This is a genomic window from Microbacterium sp. KNMS (assembly GCF_053851835.1).
The window spans coordinates 78,697-101,816 of record NZ_JBSQBP010000006.1; the positions used below are offsets into that span (position 1 = coordinate 78,697).

24 protein-coding genes are annotated in these 23,120 nt (G+C 73.1%); 19 read left to right on the forward strand and 5 right to left on the reverse strand.

Going from position 1 to position 23,120, the window contains the following annotated elements; translation table 11 throughout:
• The first annotated feature begins 5 nt into the window (after positions 1 to 5).
• A complete protein-coding gene (locus ACWXWW_RS05685; protein WP_455969249.1) occupies positions 6 to 614 on the forward strand; it encodes a hypothetical protein in 609 nt (202 codons plus the stop codon).
• A 268-nt stretch (positions 615 to 882) separates the two neighbouring features.
• Here the strand turns inward: ACWXWW_RS05685 and ACWXWW_RS05690 are convergent, their stop codons facing one another.
• A complete protein-coding gene (locus tag ACWXWW_RS05690; protein ID WP_455969251.1) occupies positions 883 to 1,863 on the reverse strand; it encodes a hypothetical protein in 981 nt (326 codons plus the stop codon).
• Between the two features lie 416 nt (positions 1,864 to 2,279).
• Between ACWXWW_RS05690 and ACWXWW_RS05695 the strand changes: the two genes are divergently transcribed.
• The 7 genes from ACWXWW_RS05695 to ACWXWW_RS05725 are packed head-to-tail and all read left to right on the forward strand — an operon-like array spanning position 2,280 to position 10,149.
• Positions 2,280 to 2,573: a WXG100 family type VII secretion target gene (locus ACWXWW_RS05695; RefSeq protein ID WP_271172613.1), complete on the forward strand. Its 294-nt coding sequence runs from the start codon at positions 2,280 to 2,282 to the stop codon at positions 2,571 to 2,573.
• A 55-nt stretch (positions 2,574 to 2,628) separates the two neighbouring features.
• Positions 2,629 to 3,651, forward strand: a complete 1,023-nt coding sequence (locus ACWXWW_RS05700) for a WXG100 family type VII secretion target (protein ID WP_455969253.1) — start codon at positions 2,629 to 2,631, stop codon at positions 3,649 to 3,651.
• Entirely contained in the window at positions 3,648 to 3,956 is a 309-nt protein-coding gene (locus ACWXWW_RS05705; protein ID WP_455969255.1) for a hypothetical protein, read from the forward strand. The genes ACWXWW_RS05700 and ACWXWW_RS05705 overlap by 4 nt, the downstream gene beginning before the upstream one ends.
• 5 nt (positions 3,957 to 3,961) lie before the next feature.
• On the forward strand, positions 3,962 to 8,803 hold the full coding sequence (locus ACWXWW_RS05710; protein WP_455969257.1) for a DNA/RNA non-specific endonuclease: 4,842 nt from the start codon (positions 3,962 to 3,964) through the stop codon (positions 8,801 to 8,803).
• A complete protein-coding gene (locus ACWXWW_RS05715; protein WP_455969259.1) occupies positions 8,790 to 9,242 on the forward strand; it encodes a hypothetical protein in 453 nt (150 codons plus the stop codon). Before ACWXWW_RS05710 ends, ACWXWW_RS05715 begins: the two co-directional genes overlap by 14 nt.
• Positions 9,239 to 9,529, forward strand: a complete 291-nt coding sequence (locus ACWXWW_RS05720; protein ID WP_282978456.1) for a hypothetical protein — start codon at positions 9,239 to 9,241, stop codon at positions 9,527 to 9,529. The genes ACWXWW_RS05715 and ACWXWW_RS05720 overlap by 4 nt, the downstream gene beginning before the upstream one ends.
• A complete protein-coding gene (locus ACWXWW_RS05725; RefSeq protein WP_455969261.1) occupies positions 9,526 to 10,149 on the forward strand; it encodes a hypothetical protein in 624 nt (207 codons plus the stop codon). The genes ACWXWW_RS05720 and ACWXWW_RS05725 overlap by 4 nt, the downstream gene beginning before the upstream one ends.
• Positions 10,150 to 10,156: 7 nt before the next feature.
• Here the strand turns inward: ACWXWW_RS05725 and ACWXWW_RS05730 are convergent, their stop codons facing one another.
• Positions 10,157 to 10,786 carry a TNT domain-containing protein gene (locus tag ACWXWW_RS05730; protein ID WP_455969263.1) on the reverse strand — a complete coding sequence of 210 codons (630 nt, stop codon included), beginning with the start codon at positions 10,784 to 10,786 and terminating at the stop codon, positions 10,157 to 10,159.
• 216 nt (positions 10,787 to 11,002) lie between these two features.
• Here ACWXWW_RS05730 and ACWXWW_RS05735 point away from each other — a divergent pair, with 216 nt between their 5' ends.
• The 5 genes from ACWXWW_RS05735 to ACWXWW_RS05755 are packed head-to-tail and all read left to right on the forward strand — an operon-like array spanning position 11,003 to position 14,645.
• Entirely contained in the window at positions 11,003 to 11,341 is a 339-nt protein-coding gene (locus tag ACWXWW_RS05735; protein ID WP_271172621.1) for a hypothetical protein, read from the forward strand.
• 2 nt (positions 11,342 to 11,343) lie between these two features.
• The gene (locus tag ACWXWW_RS05740) at positions 11,344 to 11,934 is read left to right on the forward strand and encodes a hypothetical protein (RefSeq protein WP_455969265.1); all 591 of its coding nucleotides are present in this window, start codon (positions 11,344 to 11,346) and stop codon (positions 11,932 to 11,934) included.
• 1 nt (position 11,935) lies between these two features.
• Positions 11,936 to 12,994 carry an RDD family protein gene (locus ACWXWW_RS05745; RefSeq protein ID WP_455969267.1) on the forward strand — a complete coding sequence of 353 codons (1,059 nt, stop codon included), beginning with the start codon at positions 11,936 to 11,938 and terminating at the stop codon, positions 12,992 to 12,994.
• Positions 12,995 to 13,001: 7 nt separating this feature from the next.
• Complete coding sequence (locus tag ACWXWW_RS05750; protein WP_271172683.1) at positions 13,002 to 13,763, forward strand: FHA domain-containing protein; 762 nt, start codon at positions 13,002 to 13,004, stop codon at positions 13,761 to 13,763.
• 24 nt (positions 13,764 to 13,787) lie between these two features.
• Entirely contained in the window at positions 13,788 to 14,645 is an 858-nt protein-coding gene (locus ACWXWW_RS05755; protein WP_455969269.1) for a carbohydrate kinase family protein, read from the forward strand.
• Positions 14,646 to 14,653: 8 nt separating this feature from the next.
• Here the strand turns inward: ACWXWW_RS05755 and ACWXWW_RS05760 are convergent, their stop codons facing one another.
• Complete coding sequence (locus tag ACWXWW_RS05760) at positions 14,654 to 15,565, reverse strand: NAD(P)/FAD-dependent oxidoreductase (RefSeq protein WP_455969270.1); 912 nt, start codon at positions 15,563 to 15,565, stop codon at positions 14,654 to 14,656.
• A gap of 62 nt (positions 15,566 to 15,627) precedes the next feature.
• Here ACWXWW_RS05760 and ACWXWW_RS05765 point away from each other — a divergent pair, with 62 nt between their 5' ends.
• The gene (locus tag ACWXWW_RS05765; protein ID WP_455969271.1) at positions 15,628 to 16,119 is read left to right on the forward strand and encodes a MerR family transcriptional regulator; all 492 of its coding nucleotides are present in this window, start codon (positions 15,628 to 15,630) and stop codon (positions 16,117 to 16,119) included.
• A gap of 51 nt (positions 16,120 to 16,170) precedes the next feature.
• Here the strand turns inward: ACWXWW_RS05765 and purB are convergent, their stop codons facing one another.
• Positions 16,171 to 17,553 (reverse strand): adenylosuccinate lyase, encoded by a 1,383-nt coding sequence (gene purB / locus ACWXWW_RS05770; protein WP_455969272.1) that lies wholly within the window; start codon positions 17,551 to 17,553, stop codon positions 16,171 to 16,173.
• Positions 17,554 to 17,760: 207 nt separating this feature from the next.
• Between purB and ACWXWW_RS05775 the strand changes: the two genes are divergently transcribed.
• The gene (locus ACWXWW_RS05775) at positions 17,761 to 18,021 is read left to right on the forward strand and encodes a hypothetical protein (protein WP_455969273.1); all 261 of its coding nucleotides are present in this window, start codon (positions 17,761 to 17,763) and stop codon (positions 18,019 to 18,021) included.
• The gene (locus ACWXWW_RS05780) at positions 18,018 to 19,343 is read left to right on the forward strand and encodes a hypothetical protein (protein WP_455969274.1); all 1,326 of its coding nucleotides are present in this window, start codon (positions 18,018 to 18,020) and stop codon (positions 19,341 to 19,343) included. The genes ACWXWW_RS05775 and ACWXWW_RS05780 overlap by 4 nt, the downstream gene beginning before the upstream one ends.
• A 6-nt stretch (positions 19,344 to 19,349) precedes the next feature.
• Here the strand turns inward: ACWXWW_RS05780 and ACWXWW_RS05785 are convergent, their stop codons facing one another.
• Complete coding sequence (locus ACWXWW_RS05785) at positions 19,350 to 19,748, reverse strand: phage holin family protein (protein ID WP_271172630.1); 399 nt, start codon at positions 19,746 to 19,748, stop codon at positions 19,350 to 19,352.
• Positions 19,749 to 19,814: 66 nt separating this feature from the next.
• On the opposite strand from ACWXWW_RS05785, the gene ACWXWW_RS05790 reads away from it, so the two are divergent.
• The 3 genes from ACWXWW_RS05790 to ACWXWW_RS05800 all read left to right on the forward strand — a co-directional run bounded on the left by ACWXWW_RS05790 (position 19,815) and on the right by ACWXWW_RS05800 (position 23,120).
• The gene (locus tag ACWXWW_RS05790; RefSeq protein ID WP_455969275.1) at positions 19,815 to 20,888 is read left to right on the forward strand and encodes a histidinol-phosphate transaminase; all 1,074 of its coding nucleotides are present in this window, start codon (positions 19,815 to 19,817) and stop codon (positions 20,886 to 20,888) included.
• Positions 20,889 to 21,003: 115 nt separating this feature from the next.
• On the forward strand, positions 21,004 to 22,143 hold the full coding sequence (locus ACWXWW_RS05795; RefSeq protein ID WP_282978471.1) for a thiamine pyrophosphate-dependent enzyme: 1,140 nt from the start codon (positions 21,004 to 21,006) through the stop codon (positions 22,141 to 22,143).
• Positions 22,140 to 23,120 (forward strand): alpha-ketoacid dehydrogenase subunit beta, encoded by a 981-nt coding sequence (locus ACWXWW_RS05800; protein WP_271172633.1) that lies wholly within the window; start codon positions 22,140 to 22,142, stop codon positions 23,118 to 23,120. Before ACWXWW_RS05795 ends, ACWXWW_RS05800 begins: the two co-directional genes overlap by 4 nt.

A 23,120-nucleotide genomic window follows, 5' to 3' on the forward strand; every position in this document is an offset into this window, starting at 1 on the left:
CTGACATGGCATCGGCACGCTGCGCGTACTGCGCTGCGACACTCGAACCCAGCAGCATGTACTGCCTCGCCTGCGGGCAGCTCGTCCTCACCACGCGCGCCGACCGCGCCGCCGACGACGGGTGGGAGCCGACGGAGCGCTCGGCGGCGCCGGCACCGGTGCCGCCCGCGGAGCCGGCTGCGGGTTCGAGCCCCGGCACCGCGCCATCCGCCCCCGCGTGGACGCCGCCCGACATCGCACCGCCCGCGACCCGTGCCGCGGCCCGGGCGCGCGAGGCGTGGGGCGAGCGGGTCCGACTCGTCTTCTCGACGGGGGAGGACGTCATCGTCTCGGGCAGCGCGGTCATCGGGCGACGACCCGAGCAGACCGCGGCGACCCTCGGCGCGCAGGCCGTGGAGGTCGCCGACACGACCCGGTCGATGTCGCGCGTGCACCTGTACCTCGAACTCGAGCGGGGCGTCCTGCGGGCGGGCGACGCCGGTTCCGGTAACGGCTCATCGCTGCGCCGCGGCGACCGGACCATCCCGCTCCCCGTGGGCGAGGAGCGGGTCGAGGTGCGCCCGGGCGACGCCCTCCGCGTCGGCGACGTCGACATCGCGCTGTCGCCGGCCTGAGCCGGTGACGGCGCCGGTGGTGGCGGCTGCCGGTGGCGGGGGTGCGGCTGTGCGGCAGTGCGGCTGCCGGGGTCGCAGTTTGCGGCCGTATTCGGCGGTTTGGGGCCGGGAAGTGCGACCCGAGTGGCGGTGCGGCTGTCGGGGTCGCAGTTCGCGGCCGTATTCGGCGGTTCAGGGCCGGGAAGTGCGACCAGGGTGGTGGCGCAGCTGCCGGGGTCGCACTTTGCGGCTGTATTCGGCGGTTTGGGGCCGGGAAGTGCGACCGGGATCAGGCGCGACGGCCGCTGAGCGCGTGACGCACGCGTCGGACGAGCTCGCGCGGATTCGCCAGCAGCGGTGCGGTGACCTCGACGACCGTCCATCCCGCTGCGCGCAGTGACGCGATGCGCTCCACGTCGCGGGCCCACGAGGCGCCGTGCAGCATCCCGAGGTACTCGATCGCCACGCGCTCGCGGCGGTAGAGCATGTCGACGCAGGCGAGGAATCGTCCGGAATCGTCGAACACGTCGCCGTTGAGCTCCGGCTCCGGCAGTCCGCCGCAGACGAGCTCGAACCGGACGCGCGATTCCTTGGGCGACCAGGCATCGGGACGGATCCATCCGACCGCCTCGCGCAGCCTGACGATTCCCTGCCACCGGCCGGTCGCGAGCGCGGCCTCGAGCTGCGCGACGGTGGCGAGCGGAGGCCGTCCGGGCGTCGGCCGGCCGACGCCTTCGCGCCAGACTCGGCAGAAGAAGTCGCCGAGGGCGATGAGATCCGGCAGCGGAAGCGTTCCGAGGCCGGCCCAGGTCGTCGCCGGCGAGGTCACGAGCAGGCCGGCGTGCTCGCGGAGCGACGTCATCTTCGCCTGCGCGCGGTGCCGGATGACGCCTCGAGCGCGAGGAAGCGCCGTCGGTCCGATCACACCCACGTGGACGCCGAGGTGCGTCTCGTCCGCGACAGCTCCGCCCGGCGTGAACACGAGGGGCAGCGGCGCGCCCCAGACCGACGCTGCCGTCTCGCGGCAGAAGAAGTGGCCCGGATGCAGGCGATGCGCGTACGCCCTGGCGAGTCGGAGCCGCTGCTGCCGCTGCCGTTCGTAAGGGTCCTCGACCTCGAGCGGAGCCAGGTCGACCGTGCGGATGCCGCGAAACGGGCGCCCGAGATCGGCCGCGCGCAGGCGCTTCTCCCCGACGCCCAGCGCGCGTGCGTCGCGCACGGCGAAGGTGTCGCCGAGATCCTGCGGGAGGTTCATCCGGTGCCGGCCCATCTCCTCACCGTCGCACCAGCGCGTCGAGGCGCGTCCGCGCTCTCCACAGCCACCGCGAGCTCTGGCTCGCGGTTTACGCGCGTTCCGGTCGCAGTTCGCGGCCCCCATCGTCGATTTGGGGCCGCAAACTGCGACCTGGGCGGTGGTGGCGCTCGTCGCGGGGGCGGGTCCCGGCCTATCCGGGCGGGTGCCGGCGCGTCGACGGCGGCGCTGTGCAGACGGCGTCGACGCGCGTCCGGGAGACGCCCTCGGCGTCGCCGCCGGCGACATCCCTGCCGCGTTCCCGTCGGCTGCGCCTGGGCACTCCTCCCCACAGACGGATTTCGGGCCCGCGGCTAGCGTGGAGGCGACCCCGATCATCTGGGGTCAGGGGGCACGACTTCACCGCGCAGCGCGGTCACACCACGGAGGAAGAAATGGCAGAGATCAAGGTCACATCCGAGTCGCTCGCCAGCGTCGCGGGACAGCTCTCGAGCGGATCGCAGTCGATCGAGTCGCAGCTGTCGAACCTCAAGTCCCTCGTCGAGGGCCTCATCGCGGGCGACTGGAACGGCCAGGCGTCGCAGAGCTTCAACGAGCTCTACTCGCAGTGGGACCAGGCGGGCATCCAGCTCAAGGAGTCGCTGCAGGGGATCAGCGACCTCCTCAACCAGGCCGCGCTCTCGTACGAGGACAGCGAGTCGGCGATCGCCGCGACGTTCAACGGCTGATCCGTCGCGGTCGTCGGCGTCCGCGCCGACGACCGCACCTGCGTAGGGGGCTTCCATGGTGCAGTTCAGGGTGCGGGCCGAGTCGCTCGCCGAGGTCGCGGGCCTTCTCGGCTCGGTGATCGCGACGTTCGACGGCAATATCTCGTCGGTCGACTCGCAGGTCCAGAACGCGCTTCAGAACTGGAAGGGCGACGATGCCGAGTCGTTCCGGCAGAACTGGTCGCGGTTCGTCGCCCTCTCCGAGCAGGTGCGCCTGTCGCTGACCGGGCTGCAGAACGGCCTCATCTCCGCCGGCGTGAGCTACGACTCGACCGAGAGCGGGCTCCGCCAGGGGATGGCGCAGACGGTGCCGAGCGTGCAGGGCCTGCGCAAGCACGCCGTGCAGTTCGAGGAGGGCGTCGCCCGAGGCGAGGCCCGCGCCGAGGACATGGCCGAGTTCTTCGGCCGCGACTACGCGGGCGACGACGAGGTCGAGCGCTTCGGGGGAGGCGCTCTCGGCGGTTCGAAGGGCCGCTACACGGGCGGCGGCTCGGGCGACACCGACGGCGACGGCGACGACGACTCGATCGGCACGACGCCGTTCCTGTCGGACGAGTCGGTCGAGGAGCTGCACGGCGACGACAGCGAGCTCGAGTCGGGCTTCGTCGAGACCGAGGACGGCGTCGTGCAGAAGCCCGAGGACGACGTCGACGCCGGCTCGGACGGCGGCGCGGCAGCGGATGGCAGCGCGCCAGCGGATGGCGGTGCGGACGCGCGCGAAGGCGCCGCCGGGCTCGACGCCCAGGGGCAGCCGGCTCCCGCCGATCTGCCGCCGGCTGCGGACTCGTCGATCCACGGCGACGCGGTCCCCGCCGAGTTCGAGCGGCCCGCGCCGGAGCAGCACGCCGAGGTGCCATCGCTCGATGCGCCGTCCTTCGAGGCCTTCGTCGGCGAGCAGCGGGTCGAGGCCCCGTCGCTGCAGGCCGAGTCGCTCCGGGCCGAGATGGGCGCCGTGAGCTTCGAGAGCCCGTCGCTGCAGGCGGAGTCGCTGCAGGCCGACGTCGAGCTCTCGTTCGATGACACGCAGGGGGAGCGATGACCGATCAGCAGGCCGATCCCGCCGAGCTCAAGGCGCTCGAGCAGGCGATGACCGAGCTCGTGGGCTACTGCGACGCACTCCGGAGCGGGGCGTCCGGGTTCGCGTACATGCTCCCGAACGAGTGGCAGGGGCCCGCCATGCAGGCGTTCCTCGGCGCGTTCAACTCCTGGGCGCTCGGCGCCGAGGCCATGCGCCTGAGCGCGGAGGGCCTGCAGAAGCAGGCGCACGCCGCTCAGGTCGCGTACGAGACCTCGGTCGACGCCATGGAGGACTACTGGTCGACCCTCGCGGCGGCTCTGGGATAGGCACGATGTCGAAAGAAGTGAAGATCACCGCGGCCACGATCGAGGCCGACGCCGCCACGTATCGGAACGCCGCGCAGCAGCTCGAGTCGGCCGTCTCGGTGGCGAAGGGGTCGCTGAGCGGCGTCGCGGGCATGGCCGGCGACGACAACGCCGCCGAGGACTTCGCGGGCGGCGGCGACGACGGCTACGACGCGACGGCCACGGCCGTGCTCCAGTCGGTCCAGAGCATCGCGAACGGCTACTGGATCATGGCCGCCGCGCTCGAGAACACCGCGCGGATGTACCGCGCCGCGCAGTCTCCCGGTGCGGGTCAGACTCCGACGATCGAGAAGGCGACGGCGACCGAGGTCAAGGATGAGAAGGGCATCGACGCCCCCTCGGCGCTCGGCCCGGGTCTCCCCGGCGTGCTCGGCGAGTTCCAGGAGATCATCGAGTGGGGCCTCCAGCAGGTCGGCGTCGTGATCCCCACGGGCGACGAGGACAAGCTCGCGCGCGGATCGACCGCGTGGATCACCCTCGCGACGACGGTGCGCACCTGCGGCACGACCGCCGACGGCGCGCTCTCGTGGATCGGCGGCATGAGCCTGCCGCAGCAGGCGATGGTCCAGACGTCGCATGACGGCCTCCGCGCCTCCACGACCGCGATCGCCGGCAACGCCGAGAGCCTCGCGACGCGCATCGACGACTTCGTCGAGCAGCTCAAGATCATGCGCGAGCAGCTGAAGGACTTCCTGCAGCAGATGGCGCTCGAGCTCGCCGTGGATCTCGCGATCACGGGCATCCTCGGCGCCCTCACCTTCGGGCTCGGCGCGATCGCGGGCTCCGCCAAGGCCGCCGCGACCGTCGTGCGCTGGGCCATCAAGATCAAGAACCTCATCGACAAGCTGAAGAACGCCCTCCGCGCGATGCGCGGGGCGCGCGGGGTGACGGCACGCGCCGCGCTCGCCGCGGGCCGTGAGGGCCTCCAGTCGGCGATCTCGAGCTCCGTCTCGACGGCGATCATGAACGCCGCGCACGACGAGAACGACCCGTCCTACCAGCAGCAGGATGTCGGCACCGCCTTCATCTCGGCGTTCGCGGGCGGCGCGGTCGCCTCCCCGGTCTCGCGCGGGCTCGGCGGATCGGGCGGCCCCGGCTTCCGGAGCGGGCTCCGCCAGGTCAGCGGCGAGACGGCGGGCGGTGCACTCGACGGCCTCGCGAGCGGCGCGGTGGATGCCGCGATGAACGGCACCGAGTTCAACCCGCTGAGCGCGGCGGTGGGCGGCATGATCATCGGCGGCGTCATGTCCACCGGCATGCGCGGCGGCACGAGCGCCGTGAACGCGGGCCGGAACGCCCTCGGGCTCAACAACGGGCGCACGGTGACGCCGAACCCGGCCGGCGACACGAGCGGCAACGCCTCGCCGAGCCAGAACGCGGGCACGACGACGAACCTGCCCGACAGCCCGGCCACGGGCGGAAGCGTCGGCGGCGGATCGTCGAACGGCGGCGGCGGGACGGGCCGCACCGACTACGACGGTCCGACCCCCGGCGGCGTGGGCAGCGGCGGATCGACGACCACCGGCGGCGGCGGAGCGGGCACGTCGGACTACGACGGCCCGACCCCGGGCGGCGGAGCGGATGGCGGCGGCGCGGGAGGCGACGGCGGTCACGTCGACGTGCCCACCGATGCGAGCCCCGACGCGCCGGCCGAGCTCCCGGGCGACGGCCCCTCGGCCGAGACCCCGGAGAACGGCTCTGCCCCGGAGAACGGTGCGGGCGACAGCGGCACGGATGGCACGACGCCCGACGCGACGCAGAGCACCCCGGAGACCACGTCGCCCGACGGCACGACTCCCGAGAGCGCGACGCCGGATGGCGCGACCCCGGAGAGCGCGACGCCGGATGGCACGACCCCGGAGGGCGCGACGCCGGATGGCACGACTCCCGAGGGCGCGACGCCGGATGGCGCGACCCCGGAGAGCGCGACGCCGGACAGCACCACGCCCGACGGCACCACCCCGGATGGCACGACTCCCGAGGGCACCACGCCGGATGGCACGACCCCGGAGAGCACCACGCCGGACAGCACCACCCCGGATGGCGCGACGCCGGACAGCACGACTCCCGAGGGCACCACACCGGAGACCACGACCCCGGACGGCACAGCACCCGAGGCCACCTCCCCAGAGGCCACCTCGCCGGAGGGCGCGTCGCCGGAGTCGGGCACGCAGACGGATTCTCCGTCGGACGGCTCGGCGGAACACCCTGTGGCCGGCGACTCGGACGCATCGCCCGAGAGCTCGACGGACTCCGCCTCGAACGCAGACGCGGCCTCGCCGCAGGAGAGCTCGACGAGCACCGAGTCGCCCGACTCGAGCACGGACGCCGCTGCGGACAGCGACCAGACGCCCGCTGCCGCGGCGGCCGGTCGTGCATCGACGCGCGAGACCGAGGCGGCGCCGGCCGATGCGGATGCCGGGCAGAGCGCGGGCGACGGCGCCGGAACCGAGGCCGCGACCTCGGCCGAGTCTGACGCCGACGCGTCGTCCGACGCCGATGAGTCGTCCCACACCGACGACTCCGGTGACACCGAGGAGTCCCGCGACGGCGAGAGGGACCAGCAGGACGCGGACCAGCAGGACGCGGAGCAGCAGGATGCCGAGGAGGCTGCCGCGGCCGGAGCGGCTTCCGCTGCCGCGGCGGCGGGCGTTCTGGCCGCCCCGCGCGCGATGCCGTTCCGGGGGGCGGGAGCCGGAACCGGCAGCGTCGCCGGCGGTCACGGCGCGGGTGTCGGCAACGGCTCTTCGTCGTCCAGCGACTCGTCGTCCAGCGACCCGATGAGCTCGCCGGATCAGTTCGGGAACGGGTGGGATCGCGCGCAGAGCCCCGTCGGGTCGAACCCGATCGATCCGGCCTACGGCGACCCGCGCGGGCCGGGCAACAGCGGGCAGCTCGATCCGCGGTACACCCACCCGGGCGCGGTCCGCCCGGACGTCCAGCACCTCGTCACCGACCCCGCTGCCCCGTACGGGCGCGACGACGCCGGCAACCCGCTCTCACAGGCGGCCTGGGAGTCGCGGTACACCGACGCGAACAACCGGCCGGTGTATCCCGGCAACGACGGCGGCGACCCGGGGTCGTATCGGCACATCACCGACCTCGACGTGTTCCACCAGAACTACGGCGGGCAGCTCGATCGCATGGGCGGTCCCCAGGGCGACTACTTCTCGCTTCCCGGGACGCCGTTCGAGGCGCGCGCCCTGCCGCCGGGCAACCTCCGCGCGGACTACACGATCCGCGATCTCGTGAGCCTCCCCCCGGGCGGGCGGATCGAGGTCTCCCGGATCGCGCCGGCCTTCGGGCAGCCGGGCGGCGGCCTGCAGGTGCGCATCCTCGACGGCAGCGGCCGGCCGATGTCGCAGGAGGCTCTCGAGCGCGGCGGCCACCTCCGCGATCCCGATGCCCCGGACGCGTCCGACGGATCGAGCACGCGGAACGGCGCCGCGACCGGACACGACGCGGACGCCTCGGATGGCGCTGCGGACGCCTCGGATGGCGGTGCGGACGCGGACGAGCCGAGTGGGGATTCCGACGACCAGTCCGCGGCCCAGGAGGGCGAGCGCGACCCGCGGTCGCCCTCGCCCGAGGACAGCCCCGAGCAGATCCGCGACAAGATCGACGAGGCGCTGGGGCAGTCGAACACGGGCTACGACCCGTACGACCTCTCGAACGGGTACGCCGAGAACTGCGGGAACGTCGCGGCGAACATGCACGACTTCCTGGGCGGCCAGCCGATCCGGGATGCCGACACCGGCACGCTCGACATCGACGAGATGGAGGCGCGCACGGGGCTGCCGCAGACCCCGATGACGCCGGATCAGATCGAGGCCACGCTGCGTGCTCAGGGACCGGGCTCCCACTGCGTCGTCGGCGTCGATCGCGGCGACGACCTCGACGGGCACTGGTTCAACGCGGTGTTCGACGGCGAGCAGGTCTGGGTCGTCGACGGTCAGGACGGCACGCGGTCGCCGTGGCCGCCGGACGAGCCCGACGCGACGAACTGGGACGCGTCGATCGACCCGTCCGACGTCGTCGACGGGGACGACGGCGCGGACGCCGACGCCGACGCCGACGCGGACGCCGCCGCCGGTGGCGATGGCTCGGGCGGGGACCGGACGGGCGGGCGGCGGATGCAGCCCGTGCACACGGGACAGGACGCCGCGGGTCGGCACACCTACACGGTCGACTGGGATCGTCCGAAGACCCCGTTCGCGAAGCAGAGGGGGCTGGAGCCGAACGCCGTCTACGAGGTGAAGGGCCGGGGGACCTTCTACACCGACGCTTCCGGCACGGTGACCCGCGTGGAGACCTCGTACAGCTCGGACGGACTGAATCCGGACCTCCACAATCCGCAGCCGAGCACGACCTACGTCGTGACCACGGAGAACGGCAACAGCACCCACACGTTCGAGACGGACCATCGGGGCCGGACGATCGAAGCGCACACCGACAGCCTCGACTTCGACGACGCGCGTCGTTCGGAGAGCGTGCAGAGCCGTGTCGGTCGGCAGGGCGGTGCCGACTACGACGGCGGGCACCTGTTCGGCAATCAGTTCGGCGGCGGCGGCGAGAGCGTCAATCTCGTCGCGATGCTGCGCGACGTCAACCAGAACAGCGGAGCGGACAGCTTCTACGCGCTCGAGCAGCACTGGGCCGACCTCCGCCGCGCCCACCCGCAGACGCCGATCGAGGTGCGTATCTCGCCGATCTACGATGGGAACGCCAAGACGCCGGATGTCATCCAAGTCCGCTGGACGGAGAACGGACAGGTGAAGATGAGGGAGTTCTTCAATGACGACATCTGAAGACGCGGCGGTCGAACCCCCCTTCCTCGTCGAAGCGCGGCTCCGAGAGGAGATCGCGAGGACCCTGGCGAGCGCCGCACCCGACGACTGGGAGGCCATCCGCTACCGCGCCGCGACCGTCGCCGGCGTCGCGGATGTGGCGATCTCCCTCGTGCGGGAGGGACGCGAGGAGCCCTTCCTCGACGCTCCGTCGGTCGCGCTGCCACGGAGGCGACTCCGCACGGCGATGTACCGGCCGGGCGAGGGGACCTGGTTCTCGCTCGAGCTCGAGGTGTCCCGGAGCGGGTCGGTCGAAGCCCGATACGACTACGACGGCGAGCCGGCCTTCCACGTCGCCCCGGCGGCGAGTGCATGGGTGCAGGACCAGGAGCGGTTCCCGCGCGATCCGGAGAACCAGCCGGACTGGCTGAAGCGCAAGCTCGAGGAGGCCTCGTCGTGAGCGGCGCATCGCCCTCTCCGGCGCAGCAGCGCCTCATCGACGTCGGTGTGGCGTACTGGCGGCGGATGGTGTCGGAGGACGCTCCGCTCGGCGTCGAGCTGCTGCCGGACGACGATGCGGTCGTCGTCTCGCACGCCGTGCGGGGCGGAGGGCGGATCTACGTCGCCGCCGATGAATCCGTCCTGTTCGCGGGGTCGGGGGCGCCCCCGCACGAGGCGATCGAGGTCTTCCGGTCGGGGCGGCGCACGCCGCCGGAGCAGTTCCGGCCGCGCGACGGCCGCCGGTGACGATGCGCACGAGCTTCTCGGCGCCTCCGCCCCACGGCCCGGACGCGCCCCTCGTCGACGAGGCCGAGCTCGACATCTGGGGCGCGCGTGCGATCCGGCATGCGTCCTGGGCGAGAGAGCTCCTCGGCCGGCTCGCGGCGCAGCGCGGGGAGCATCTCGACCGGGAGAGCCTCCGCTACGCGGTGACAGCGGGTCCGGACGAGCTCGCGGCCGTGTGGGCAGCGGGGCACGCCGTCGTGTACGTCGCGCCCGACGGCTCCGTGTGGCATGCGGACGCGGAGAGCGTGCGCCGAGAGGACTACGAGGACTTCGCACGGGGAGAGCGGACGCCGATCGAGCGGTTCGGCGCGCCGGCCGACGAGGGCGACCTCCCGCGGTCGGCGATCCCGGGTCTGGCCGAGGATCTGGCCGCGCGCGCGGGACTCGACGTCCTCCCGCGCCGAGCAGGGGTGCTGCTCGCGGTGGGCGACATGGAGTTGGAATGGCTCATCGCGGAGGAAGACGGCGTGCTCGTCGCCTCTCGCGTCGAGCGGGGCTCCGCGCGAGAGCTCGCGCGATCGTCCGACGCGTCCGTCGTGGTGCGCGCTGTCGAGTCCTCGCTCGGTCTCCTGGGCGACTGAACGGCCCTCAGCCGTCGACGCGGATCCGCTCGAGCGCTCCGCTGACGACGAGATCGCGGATGCCGACGAAGTCCTGAGCGAGCGTGCAGCGGAGGCCTCCGCCGCGCTGGCCGAACCAGGGCTGGGCGATCTCGACGCGCACGAGCACGTTCGACCGGGTGAGGAACGCATGCCGTTCCGAGCCCTCGGGCAGCACGCCGACCGGCGGGAGAGAGCGTGCTTCGTAGGCCGTCCCGTAGGGGAAGAGCATCGTGCCGTCGAGAGCGCCGATCCGGTCCAGCGCGACGCCCGACGGCAGCTCGATGAGGAGCGAGCCGCTCGCCGCGCGGTCCTGCAGATCGGCGAAGTGCGCCGTCGCATCCTGCAGGGCGCGCTCGACCTCCGCCTCCGGCAGCGTCGTCTCCTCCGGGATCGGGCGGTCCAGGTACGCGAGCAGGAGCGTGGCCGCGGCGCCGTCGTCCGGCGCCGACCCGAGCGCGAAGGCGCGCCCGTAGTCGACGGTCTCCAGCAGCCATCCGTCGGCGTCGGGGGAGAGGCGCAGCGCACCCTCCAGCGCGGGGCCGTCGTCTCCGGGCAGGATCACCGCCCGAGGGTGCGCGGATCGGCGCGCGAGTTCCTGCCGCAGCGTGTCGAACATGCCTCGAGCCTAGCCAGCGCGCCCGCCGGGCGCGGGTCTCCGGCATGGGCAGGACGACCCGCTGGCGCGCCCGTCCCGGGTGCCGCGGATGCGCATGGGCTGAACTCCCCATGCCGCGGACGGGGAGCGGATGGCCCGCGCCTCTAGCATGGAGGATCGCGAATGCCGTCGCGCCCGCGCGACGGCGAGGCAGGACCCACGGAGCGGAGCAGGACTGTGTCGACGACCGCGGACACCCTCGCGCAGCGCTGCGAGCGGCTGCGCGAGCCGGTGACCCAGCTGACCGCCGTGAGCATCGGCGCTGCGGTGAGTCCGACGGGCATCGCGGAGGCGCTCGTCGCGGCGCGCGAGGTGCAGGCCATCCTCGAGGACGACAGCTCGGGCATCGAGCCCGGAGCCTTCGCCGACTGGCTCCCGACCGCCCGTTCGACCGTGCGCGGCATGGTCGAGGCGCTCGAGCGCGGCGACGCCGCGGAGTCCTACCGGCTCTTCACCGACCAGTCCACGGGCTTCTACCGTCTCGCGCTCGGCTGCGCGGGATTCCCGGGGTGGTGAGGATGGCCCTGCAGGAGATCGAGCGCGGGCTCCTCCGCGCGCAGCCCGATCGGTTCGCGCAGGAGCGCTCGCGACAGAAGCTCATCGGGTACGGCATCGCCGCGGGCGTGCTGCTGCTGGCCGCGATCGTCGGCACGGCGAGCCTGCCCGCGTTCTGGGCGCACTTCAGCGGGATGGCGCAGGCCGGGTACGACCCCGTGCGCCCGTTCCGCGGCGCGGGGATGGGGTTCGTGGGGGTCGTGATCGCCCTCGTGTTCCTGTGGCTCTTCGGCCTCCTCTTCGCCCATGCCGCGATCTTCCGCGCACGCAACTGGGTCGAGCGCGCGTCGGGTCACCGCATCCGCACGGGCCGGACCGCCCGGTTCGGGGACGTCGGCGCATACGACCGCTGGCTCGCGCAGATCCAGTCCGGCGGCCTCGCGTCGTTCCCCGACGCGGCCGGCGGCGCCGGCGCGGGAAAGGCCATCCTGCAGACCGTCGAGGATCGCGAGGGCGGCCGCGTCTTCGTGTGGCTCGAGGCGGCCGACGGGCGCCACGCATCGTTCGAGTTCGAAGGCGCGCCCGCCCGGGCGCTGATGACCCCCGCGGGGTGACATGAGCGGCTGGGCGATCATCGACGCACGGGAGGCGGCGCCGGAGCCGACCCCAGTGAGCGTCGACCGCGCCGCTCAGCTCGGCCTCCGGGCCGCGCCGCTCGGGCGCCGCATCGGCGCGGCGGCGATCGACGCCCTCCCGGCCGCCGTGTTCGCGGCGCCGGTCGCGCTCGCTCCCCGGGCCATCCTCTCCGGCGAGCTCCTCTGGATCCTCATCGCGGCAACGGGTGCGCTCCTCCTCGTCGTCTACGGGCTCGTGCAGCTCGCCTCGCACGGTTCGCGCGGTCAGACGTTCGGCAAGCAGCTGCTGCAGCTGCGCACCGTCCGCGCCGACACGCTCCGTCCGATCGGATTCTGGCGCGCGGTCCTCAAGGCCGGCATCCCCGTCGCCGCGGGCGTCGTGCCCGTGGTGGGAACCGCCGTCGTGCTGCTCTCGCCACTGTGGGATCGCGAGGGACGCCGCCGCGGCTGGCACGATCATGCGGCGCGCGCGTGGCTCATCGACCTGCGCGCGGTCGACCCGACCGACCCGATCGCGTTCGAGGCCGCGCGCGGCCGGGCCAGGGCGCGCGTCGACGTGGCGCCCGCGCCATCCGCCGCGCCAGCGCCGACGCCGACGCCATCCACCGCGTCGGCGCCATCCGCCGAGCCCGTGCCGTCCGCCGAGCCCGTGCCGTCCGCGCCGGCCGAGCCCGTGCCGTCCGCGCCGGCCGAGCCCGCGCCATCCGCATCGGCACAGGCGCGCGTGCGCCTCGACACGGGCGAGGAGTACCTCGTCTCGGGGCTCTGCCTCGTCGGACGGATGCCCGCACCCGAGCCCGACGAGCGCGTCGCCTACGCGCTGCCCGTCCGCGACGACGCCCGCTCGGTGTCCAAGACCCATTTCGCCCTCGACGTGCGGGCCGAAGGGATGGCGGTCCTCGATCGCGGTTCCGGCAACGGCACGCGCGTCATCCGAACCGGCGTCGAGTACCCTGTCGCCGTCGGTGTCCCTGTTCCGATCCGCCCAGGCGACCGCATCCGCTTCGGCGATCGCACGATGGAGGTCCTCCATGTCTGACAACCTCATGAGCGCTCCCGACAGCGCTCCCACCGACACCGTCCCGGGGGCCGAGCGCCCGCTCCGCGTCGAGTTCGCCGGCGAGTGGTTCACGGTGAGCCCGAGAGCGCGCTTCTCGATCGGGCGCGAGGGCGACCTCGAGGTCGACGACAACCAGTACCTCCACCGGCACTTCCTCGAGCTGTCGTTCAACGACGGCCTCTGGTGGCTCGCGAACGTCGGGTCGCGCCTCGCGGCGACCGTCTCGAGCGCGGGCGGAGCGGTGCAGTCGTGGCTCTCGCCCGGCGCCCGCATGCCCGTCGTCTTCGCGCAGAGCGTGATCGTCTTCACCGCCGGCCCCACGACGTACGAGATCGGGCTGCACACGGAAGAGGCGCACTACGCCGTCTCGAGTCAGGTGCAGACGTCGATGAGCGGCGAGACGACCGTGATGCCGGTGAGCTTCACGCCCCTCCAGCGCGTGCTCATCGTCGCGCTCGCCGAGCCCATGCTGCGTCGCGAGGGCGTGAGCGTGAGCGAGCTGCCGTCGTCGAGCGCCGCGGCCGCGCGGCTCGGGTGGACGATGAGCAAGTTCAACCGCAAGCTCGACAACGTCTGCGACAAGCTCGACCGGATGGGCGTGCAGGGCCTGCGCGGAGGGCCCGGCAAGCTCGCGACGAACCGCCGCGCGCGGCTCGTCGAGTACGCGGTGTCGTCGCAGCTCGTGACGCGCGCCGACCTGCCGCTCCTCGACGACGAGGCGCTGCGGAACTCGACCGAGGAGGACTGACCCGCCATCCGGTTGGATGGGGGCATGCCCTCTCCTCGCGTCGTCGTGTGCGGCCCCTCCGCCTGGAACCACCTCATCGTGCTCGACCGGCTCCCCGAGCCCGTTCCGCACATGCAGTTCGCCGAGCGCGCCTGGCACACGGCGGGCGGCACATCGGCCGGCAAGGCGCTGCACCTCGCCGACCTGGGCGTCGACGTGCGCCTGCGGACGCCGGTCGGCGACGACGCCGACGGGGCGCGTCTACTCGCGGCGCTCGAGGCGGCAGGGGTCACGGTCGACCGGGTCGCGTCGGAGCGCACCGAGCGCCACGTCAACCTCATGACCGACGCCGGCGCGCGCGTGTCGCTGTACGTCTCGACGCCCACCACGCCGCTGTCGGCGGATGTCGACGCGGCCGCGCTCGCCGTGGCGGAGGCCGACATCGCCGTCGTCGACCTCAGCGAGCTCGGGATGCTGCTCGTCGAGCGGTCGCTCGCGACCCCGCTGTGGATCGACCTGCACGACTACGACGGCTCGTCGGCCTTTCACGAGCCGTTCGTCCGCGCGGCCGACGTCGTCTTCATGAACGACGACCGCACCGACGACCCCTGGGCGCTCATGCGGTCGTGCCTCGACCGCGGCCCGCGCCTGGCCGTCTGCACGCGCGGAGCGGAGGGCGCGGTGGCCCTGTCGGCGTCAGGCGAGCGGTTCGGGGTTGCGGCTGCACCCGCGGCCGTGGTCGACACGAACGGCGCGGGCGACGCCTTCATGGCGGGCTTCCTCGCGGCGACGGCGCGCGGGGCGGCGGTCGACGAGGCCCTGCGCGCCGCCGCCGAGCAGGCCCGCATCGCGATCGGATCGCGGCACCTGCACCCCGCGCTCGAGAGCGCCGTCGGCGACTGAGCCCGCCGCTACATCCCCAGCGCCTCCGCCACGAGATCCTGCACGCACGCGGCACCGGCGAGCTGCCCCGACGCGACAGCGGCCGCGACCGCGTGCAGCGGCATCGGCAGGCCGGGCGGCTGCGCGATGTCGCCCGCGGCGTACACGCCCGCGCGGCTCGTGCGGCCGAAGCCGTCGACGACGATCGCTCCGCCGTCGCTCATGGCGAGCCCGAGGTCCGCGGCGAACGGCGCGGCCTGCCGCCACGCGGTCGACGTGAACATCCCCGCGAAGCGCTCGCTCGAGCCATCCGAGAGCCGCGCGGCGACGCCGTCGCCCTCCTGCGCGATCTCGGCGATCCGGCCCGAGCGGATGGCAGCGCCCAGCCGCGCGAGCACGCCGGCCACCTCCGGGGCGACGGGCTCGTCACCGGGCAGGACGACCGTCTCGGCGGCGATCGGAGCGAGCATGGCGACGAGGCGCGGCGTGTGCTCGCCGGCCCCGATGATGCCGACGCGTCCGCCCGAGAACTCGTGCCCATGGCAGAACGGGCAGTGCGCGACGGCGTCGCCGAACGCATCGGCGAGCCCCGGGATGTCCGGCAGGGCGTCGGCCACGCCCGTCGCGAGGATCACGCGGGCCGCATCGACGCGATCGCCGTTCTCGAACTCGAGGGCGAACGCTCCGAGGTCGCCCGTGATCGACACGACCTTCCCCTCGTCCGACGTGATCGTCGGGTAGGAGGCGATCTCCTCGCGTGCCGCGGCCCGGAACGCGGCGGGCGGGCGCCCGTCGTGCGTGACGATGTTGTGCATCGCGCTCGTGGGGGCGTTGCGGTAGACGCCCGAGTCGATGAGCGCGGCCGAGCGGTGCATCCGGCCCAGTGTGAGGGCGGCCTGGAGGCCGGCCGGGCCTCCTCCGATGATCGCGACGTCGTGCATGTGCGGCTCCTTCCGGATGGTGCGGGTTGCGGGAGGAGGCCAGTGTGTGACTTCATGTCGACATGAAGTCAAGTGCGTGGACGGTCGGCGAGCTGGCGGAGCGATTCGGGCTGGCGACGCACGTGCTGCGCCACTGGGAGGATCGCGGGCTCCTCGCGCCCGAGCGCGACAGCGCGGGGCGGCGCCGCTACGGCGAGGCCGACGCGTATCGCGTCGCGGTCATCATCGCGAGCAAGGCCGCCGGGATGAGCCTCGATCAGATCCGCGCGCTCGTCGACACGGGCGCGGCCGGACGGCATGAGATCCTCGAGCGCCACCTCGCCGAGATCGACGAGAGCATGGCCGCGCTCGAGCGGGCGCGCGCGATGGCGCTGCACGCGCTCGAGTGCCGCGCGCACGACATCTCGACCTGCCCGAACTTCCGAGCGAACGTGGCCGACATCGTCGCGGGCACGCGTCGCGGCATGGGGTTCCCCGACGTGCGAGCGCAGGAGAATCCGCCGAGCGCAGGACGGCGGGGGCCGATCGGTCCTGTCGCGGCGCGATCGTCCTGATCCCGCGCGGGCGCTGCGGCCATCCGCCGACGACGGATGGCCGGACCCGGCTCAGAGGTAGGTGCGCGTGAGCTGCTCGGCCAGGCCCGAGTAGGTCGCGGGCGTGAGCGCGAGCAGGCGCTGCTTCGCCTCGTCGCCGATGTCGAGGCCCTTCACGAACTCGGCCAGCTCGGCCGCGCCGACGCGGCGACCGCGCGTGAGCTCCTTGAGGAGCGCGTAGGGGTCGTTGATCTGCGAGCGGCCCGCGACGACCTCGGCGCGCACGACGGTCTGGATGGCCTCGCCGAGAACCTCCCAGTTGACGTCGAGGTCGGCGAGGAGCACGTCGCGCGAGAGCGAGATCTCGCCGAGACCCCGGCGCAGGTTGTCGAGCGCGAGCAGCGAGTGCCCGAACGCGACGCCGATGTTGCGCTGCGTCGTGGAGTCGGTGAGGTCGCGCTGGAGGCGCGACGTGACGAGCGTCTGCGCGAGCGTCGTGAAGATGCCGCCCGCGATCTCGAGGTTCGCCTCGGCGTTCTCGAAGCGGATCGGGTTGATCTTGTGCGGCATGGTCGACGATCCGGTCGCGCCCGCGACGGGGATCTGCGCGAAGTAGCCGAGCGAGATGTACGTCCAGATGTCGCTCGCGAGGTTGTGCAGGATGCCGCCGGCGTGCTTCGCGCGGTCGTACAGCTCGACCTGCCAGTCGTGCGACTCGATCTGCGTCGTGACCGGGTTGAACGTGAGGCCGAGCGACTCGACGAAGTCGCGCGCGAGGTTCGGCCAGGCCACCTGCGGGTCGGCCGCGAGGTGGGCCGACCACGTGCCGGTCGCCCCCGAGAACTTGCCGAGGTACTCGGTGCCCTCGATCTGCCGGATGACCCGCTCGAGGCGCCACACGAAGACGCCCAGCTCCTTGCCCATGGTGGTCGGCGTCGCGGGCTGTCCGTGCGTGCGCGAGAGCATGGGCGCGTCGGCGTGCTCGTGGGCGAGCGCGCGCAGGCGCTCGACGACCGCGCGCAGGGCCGGCAGCCAGACGCCGACGACGGCGCGCTTCACCGTGAGGGCGTACGAGAGGGAGTTGATGTCCTCGCTCGTGCAGCCGAAGTGCGTGAGCTCGGCGATCGCGTCGAGGCCGAGCTCGGACAGGCGGTCGCGCACGAGGTACTCGACGGCCTTGACGTCGTGGCGCGTGACGGCCTCGCGCTCGGCGAGCCAGTCGATCTCGGCCTGGCCGAAGGTGAGGTAGAGGGCCCGCAGCCGGTCCTTGTCCTCGCCCGACAGGGGCGCGGTGCCGAAGAGGGCGTTGTCGGTGAGGGCGATGATCCACTCGACCTCGACCTCGACGCGGGCGCGGTTGAGACCCGCCTCCGACAGATAGTCGCCGAGCGGCGAGACGACACCCTGGTAGCGGCCGTCGAGCGGGCTCAGGGGCTGGGTGGGGAATGCGGTCACGATGAGCCTCCGGTGACGGGCTGGCGCGCGCTCGCGTGCGGATGGCGGAAGGGAGCGGCGGGACAGCGGCGTGGCTGGCCCTCCCGATCATACTCAGCGCGGCATCGCGGCCCCTCACCGCGTGCACAGGCGGGCGACACGCGCGCGGGCCATCCACGCGCCCGCTCCGTCGTCTTCCCGGGCCGCCGTCCGCACGATCCTGGACGCATGATGACGCAAGACGAGCTGGCCGCGATGATCGAGATCGCCCAGCGCAGGATGGACGAGATCGCCGGCGAGCTGCGCGAGGTGGCGGCGTCGGTCGGGGGCGTGTCGCTGCTCACGACGTGGCGGTCGGAGGCGGCCGACCGGTTCCGCGCGTCCGCCAGGGACCTCCTCACCGCCCTGCACAGCGCGGCGTTCCGGTGCGAGGCCGAGGCGCGGGCGCTGCCGTCCGCCGCGGCGACGGTGCTCTTCCCCGCGGCATGATCGACGTCGGCTCGGGCGGCGCCGTGGCCGTCGATCCCTCGGAGCTGAGGACCCTCGCGGCGCAGCTGGATGGCGACGCCGCTCGGCTGGGCGACCTCGCGCGCGAGATCGGCGGCGTCGCGCACCTGCTCGGCGACGTGCTCGCGGCGGTCGAGGGGCTGCACGCGTGCGCCTCGACCGTCGCGGCAGACGCGGCATCCGCCGGAGACATCGCGCGGGCGATGCGCTTCGCCGCCGACACCTACGAGATGGTCGAGCTGCAGGCGCGCGCGCTCATGGAGCAGGAGGACGCAGACGCGCGAGGCCCGCTCGCCGAGCTCCTGCGGATGCGCCAGGAGCAGCTCGAGCAGCGGAGCCCCGGTGCGGGTGAGGAGGCGGAGCGCCTGCTGAGCGCGTGGCGCGCCGAGCACGGCGGCGAGTTCCTGCGGCAGATCGACCGGGGCCCTGGCTGGCTGCTCGGGATGTTCGGCCTCTCTGCTCCGCTCATGTTCGCGCCCGTGCCGTTCATCATCCAGGGGCTGCGCCGCGCGCGCACGGGGCGGATCCCCGACGGCACCTCCCTGCGCGGGCGCGCCCCCGAGCCGGTGATGCGGCCGGGGGCACGCGGGGAGCCGGGGCGCGCGCCGCTGTCGTTCGGCGATCTCGCGTCTCGCGTGCCCGACGGCGATGACGCGACGATCCGCGTCGAGCGGTACACGCTCGCGGATGGCCGACGCGAGTTCGCGGTGTACGTCGCGGGCACGCAGGGCGAGAGCGGCACGGTGCTCGACTGGGACTCGAACGTGCGGCTCTACAGCGGCGAGCGGTCGCAGGCGTACGCGGCCGTCGAGCGCGCCCTCGAGGAGGCGGGGGCGCAGCCGGGCGACGTGCTGCACGCGGCCGGGTTCTCGCAGGGCGGCATGATCGCGGGCTGGCTGGCGGCCGAGGGACGCTACGACGTGCAGACGCTCGTGACCCTCGGCGCGCCCATGGAGCTCGACACCCGCTCCGACACGGTCGTGGTCACGGTGCGCCACGACGACGACCCGTTCCCGCTGCTCGTGGGCGGCGGGGCGCCGCATGCGCCCGGCTCCGACCGAAGCGTGCTCATCGAGCGCACGCTCGACCCGGCGAGCACGCCGTTCGACGTCGCGATCCCCGCGCATCGGCTCGAGGCGTACATCGAGACGATGCGCTCGTTCGACGCCTCGGGGGATCCGAGGGTCGCCGCGCTCGGCGAGCGCCTCGCGCACCTGCAGGAGGCGCCGACCGTCGAGGTGTTCGACTTCCGGCCCGAGAAGTCGCCCGAGCGGTCGGCGCGGGAGGGAGGCGGTGCGTTCTGATCCGCGTCAGCGGGCGCGCTTCTGCTGCGGGCGCAGGATGACGCCGAACAGCCAGTTGATGATGCTGATGAGGATGCCGGCGAGCACGGCGGGCCAGAACCCGTCGAGGCCGAGGCCCCATCCCCACGACGACATCACCCAGGCCGTGACCCACAGCAGCACGCCGTTGAGCAGGAGGGAGATGAGGCCCAGCGTCAGGATGAACAGCGGGAAGGCGACGATCTTGATCGCCGTGCCCACGATCGTGTTCACGATCGCGAACACCGCCGCGATCGCGAGCAGCGTGAGCACGAGCTGCAGGTCGCCGCCCGGCGCGAACGGCGTCACGGTGACATGCAGGAACGGGATGAGGCTCACGATCCAGATCGCGAACGCGTTGACGACGACGCGGATGACGAAGCGCATGCCCGCAGTCTTCCACCGCCGTCTGCATCCGCGCTGGCCATCCGCGGCGGTCCCTAGAATCGACCCGTGACCACGCCAGAGCCCGTCCTCCCGCGCATCCGTCCCGAGATCGCGGCCCTCCCGCCGTATCGCCAGGGCAAGGCCGCGGGCGTCGGCGGGTTCAAGGTCTCGAGCAACGAGAACCCGTTCGACCCGCTTCCGAGCGTCGTCGAGGCCGTCCGCGGGGCGTCGGCGCTGAACCGCTACCCCGACGCCACGGCAGCCCGCCTGCGCGAGAAGCTGGCCGAGCGCTGCGGCGTCACGGCCGACGGCGTCATCGTCGGGGCGGGCAGCGTGTCGCTGCTCGCCGCATTCATCCAGGCCGCCGCGGGGGCGGGCGACGAGGTCGTCTACGCGTGGCGATCGTTCGAGGCGTACCCGAGCCTCGTCCTCGTCGCGGGCGCGACGGGCGTGCAGGTGCCGCTGCTGCCCGACGGGCGCCACGATCTCGACGCGATGGCGGCCGCCGTCACCGATCGCACGCGCGTCATCCTGCTCTGCACGCCGAACAACCCCACCGGGCCGATCATCACGGCGGCCGAGTTCGCGGCGTTCATCGCGCGGGTCCCCGCCGACGTCCTCGTGCTCCTCGACGAGGCCTACGCCGAGTTCGTGACCGACGCGGCACGCGTCGACGGGCTCGCCGAGCGCGTCTTCGAGGCGCACCCGAACGTCGTCGTCCTGCGCACCTTCTCGAAGGCCTACGGGCTCGCGGCGCTCCGCGTCGGCTACGCGATCGGGCACCCGCGCGTGCTCGACGCGGCCCGCAGCACGGCCATCCCGCTGTCGGTGACCGCGCACGCCGAGGAGGCGGCGCTCGCGAGCCTCGACGCGGCCGACGAGCTCGAGGCGCGCGTCGCCGAGATCGTCGCCCGGCGCGACGATCTCGCCGCGCGACTGCGCGAGCTCGGATGGCGCGTGCCGGCCGCCGAGGGGAACTTCGTGTGGCTGGACGGAGCGGATCAGGCGATCGCAGACGCGTTCGAGGAGGCCGGCATCATCGTGCGGCCGTTCCCCGAGGGCATCCGGATCTCGGTCGGCGAGCCCGAGGCCGTCGAGCGCATCCTCGAGGTCGCCGCGGCCGTCGCGCCGGGTCTCTGATCCTCCGCGCATCCGCCGCGGCGCATACGACTGTGGGGTGCGGACCACGAAATCGGCGATCCGTTGTCCGCCGTGTTCCCCCGCCCGAGCGCCGCAGGGCGATTAGCGTGGAGAAGTGACTTCGTCAGACTTCCTGACCGACCCGGAGACGGTTCGCGTCCTGGCCCCGGACGGGACCTTCGCGCCGTCCCCCGCGGCGGAGCGGTACCTGCCCGTGATCGAAGCGCTCGGCGACGCCGATCTCGAGCAGTTCTACCGCGACATGGCCGTCATCCGCGCATTCGACCAGCAGGCGACGCTCCTGCAGCGGCAGGGGCAGCTCGCCCTGTGGCCGCCGTCGTTCGGGCAGGAGGCCGCACAGGTCGGGTCCGCGCGCGCGACGCGCCCCCATGACCACGTCTTCCCGTCGTATCGCGAGCACGTCGTCGCGCGCATCCGCGGCGTCGACCCGATCGACATCATCAAGCTCATGCGCGGCCTCACGCACGGCGGGTGGAACCCGTGGGAGGAGCGCAACGGCAACACGCACATCTACACGCTCGTGCTCGGCTCGCAGACGCTGCACGCGACCGGCTTCGGGATGGGCCTGAACTTCGACGGCAAGACCGGATCGGGCGACCCCGAGAAGGACGAGGCCGTGATCGTCTACTACGGCGACGGCGCATCGAGCGAGGGCGACGTGCACGAGGCGATGGTGTTCGCCGCCTCGTACAAGAGCCCGACCGTCTTCTTCCTGCAGAACAACCAGTGGGCGATCTCGGTTCCGGTCGCGACCCAGGCCAGCGCGCCGTTCGCCGCGCGCGCGGCCGGCTACGGCATCGGCTCGGTCCGGATCGACGGCAACGACGTGCTCGCGAGCTACGCCGCGACGCGCGTGGCGCTCGACGAGGCGCGCTCGACGCCCGGACCGCGTGCGATCGAGGCGGTCACCTACCGCCGCGGCGCGCACACGACGAGCGACGACCCCACGAAGTACCGCACGGAGGACGAGGAGGCCGCCTGGGCGCAGCGCGACCCGATCGCCCGCATGCGCGCGTACCTCCTCGCGCGCGGGGCATCCGAGGCCTTCTTCGCCGAGGTCGATGCCGAGGGCGCCGACCTCGCTGCCGACGTGCGCAAGCGCACGGTCGAGCTGCCGGCGCCCGTGCCCGCGGACATGTTCGCGCACGTCTACGCCGATCCGCACCCCCTCATGGACGAGCAGAGCCGCTGGCTCGCCGACTACGAGGCCTCGTTCGAGGAGGGACGCGCATGACCCTCGAGACCCTGACCTTCGCGAAAGCCCTCAACGCCGGCCTGCGCCAGGCGATGGCCGACGACCCGCGCGTGCTCATGATGGGCGAGGACATCGGCCGCCTCGGCGGCGTGTTCCGCATCACCGAGGGCCTGCTCGCGGAGTTCGGCGAGCAGCGCGTCCTCGACACCCCGCTCGCCGAGTCGGGCATCGTCGGCACCGCGATCGGCCTCGCGATGAACGGCTTCCGCCCCGTCGTCGAGATCCAGTTCGACGGCTTCGTGTTCCCCGCGTTCGACCAGATCACGACGCAGCTCGCGAAGCTCACGAACCGGCACGAGGGCGCCCTGTCGCTGCCCGTCGTCATCCGCATCCCGTACGGCGGTCACATCGGCGCGATCGAGCACCACCAGGAGAGCCCCGAGGCGTACTTCACGCATACCCCGGGTCTGCGGGTCGTGAGCCCCTCGACGCCGAACGACGCCTACTGGATGATCCAGGACGCCATCCGCTCGAACGACCCCGTGATCTTCATGGAGCCGAAGAGCCGCTATTGGCCCAAGGGCGAGGTCGACCGCAGCGAGCGGCCCGCGCCCCTGCACGCGAGCCGGATCGTGCGGCGCGGCACCGACGTGACGCTGGTCGGCCACGGCGCGATGGTCACGACGCTCCTGCAGGCCGCCGCGCTCGCCGAGGCGGAGGGCACGAGCTGCGAGGTCGTCGACCTGCGCTCGCTCTCGCCCGTCGACTACGGGCCGATCATCGACTCCGTGAGCGCGACCGGCCGCATGGTCTACGCGCAGGAGGCGCCGCAGTTCACGAGCCTGGGCAGCGAGATCGCGGCGACCGTCGCGGAGCGCGCCTTCTACTCGCTCGAGGCGCCCGTGCTGCGCGTCTCGGGATTCGACGTCCCCTTCCCGCCCGCCAAGCTCGAGGGCGCCTTCCTGCCCGACGCCGACCGCGTGCTCGAAGCCGTGGACCGCGCGCTCGCGTACTGA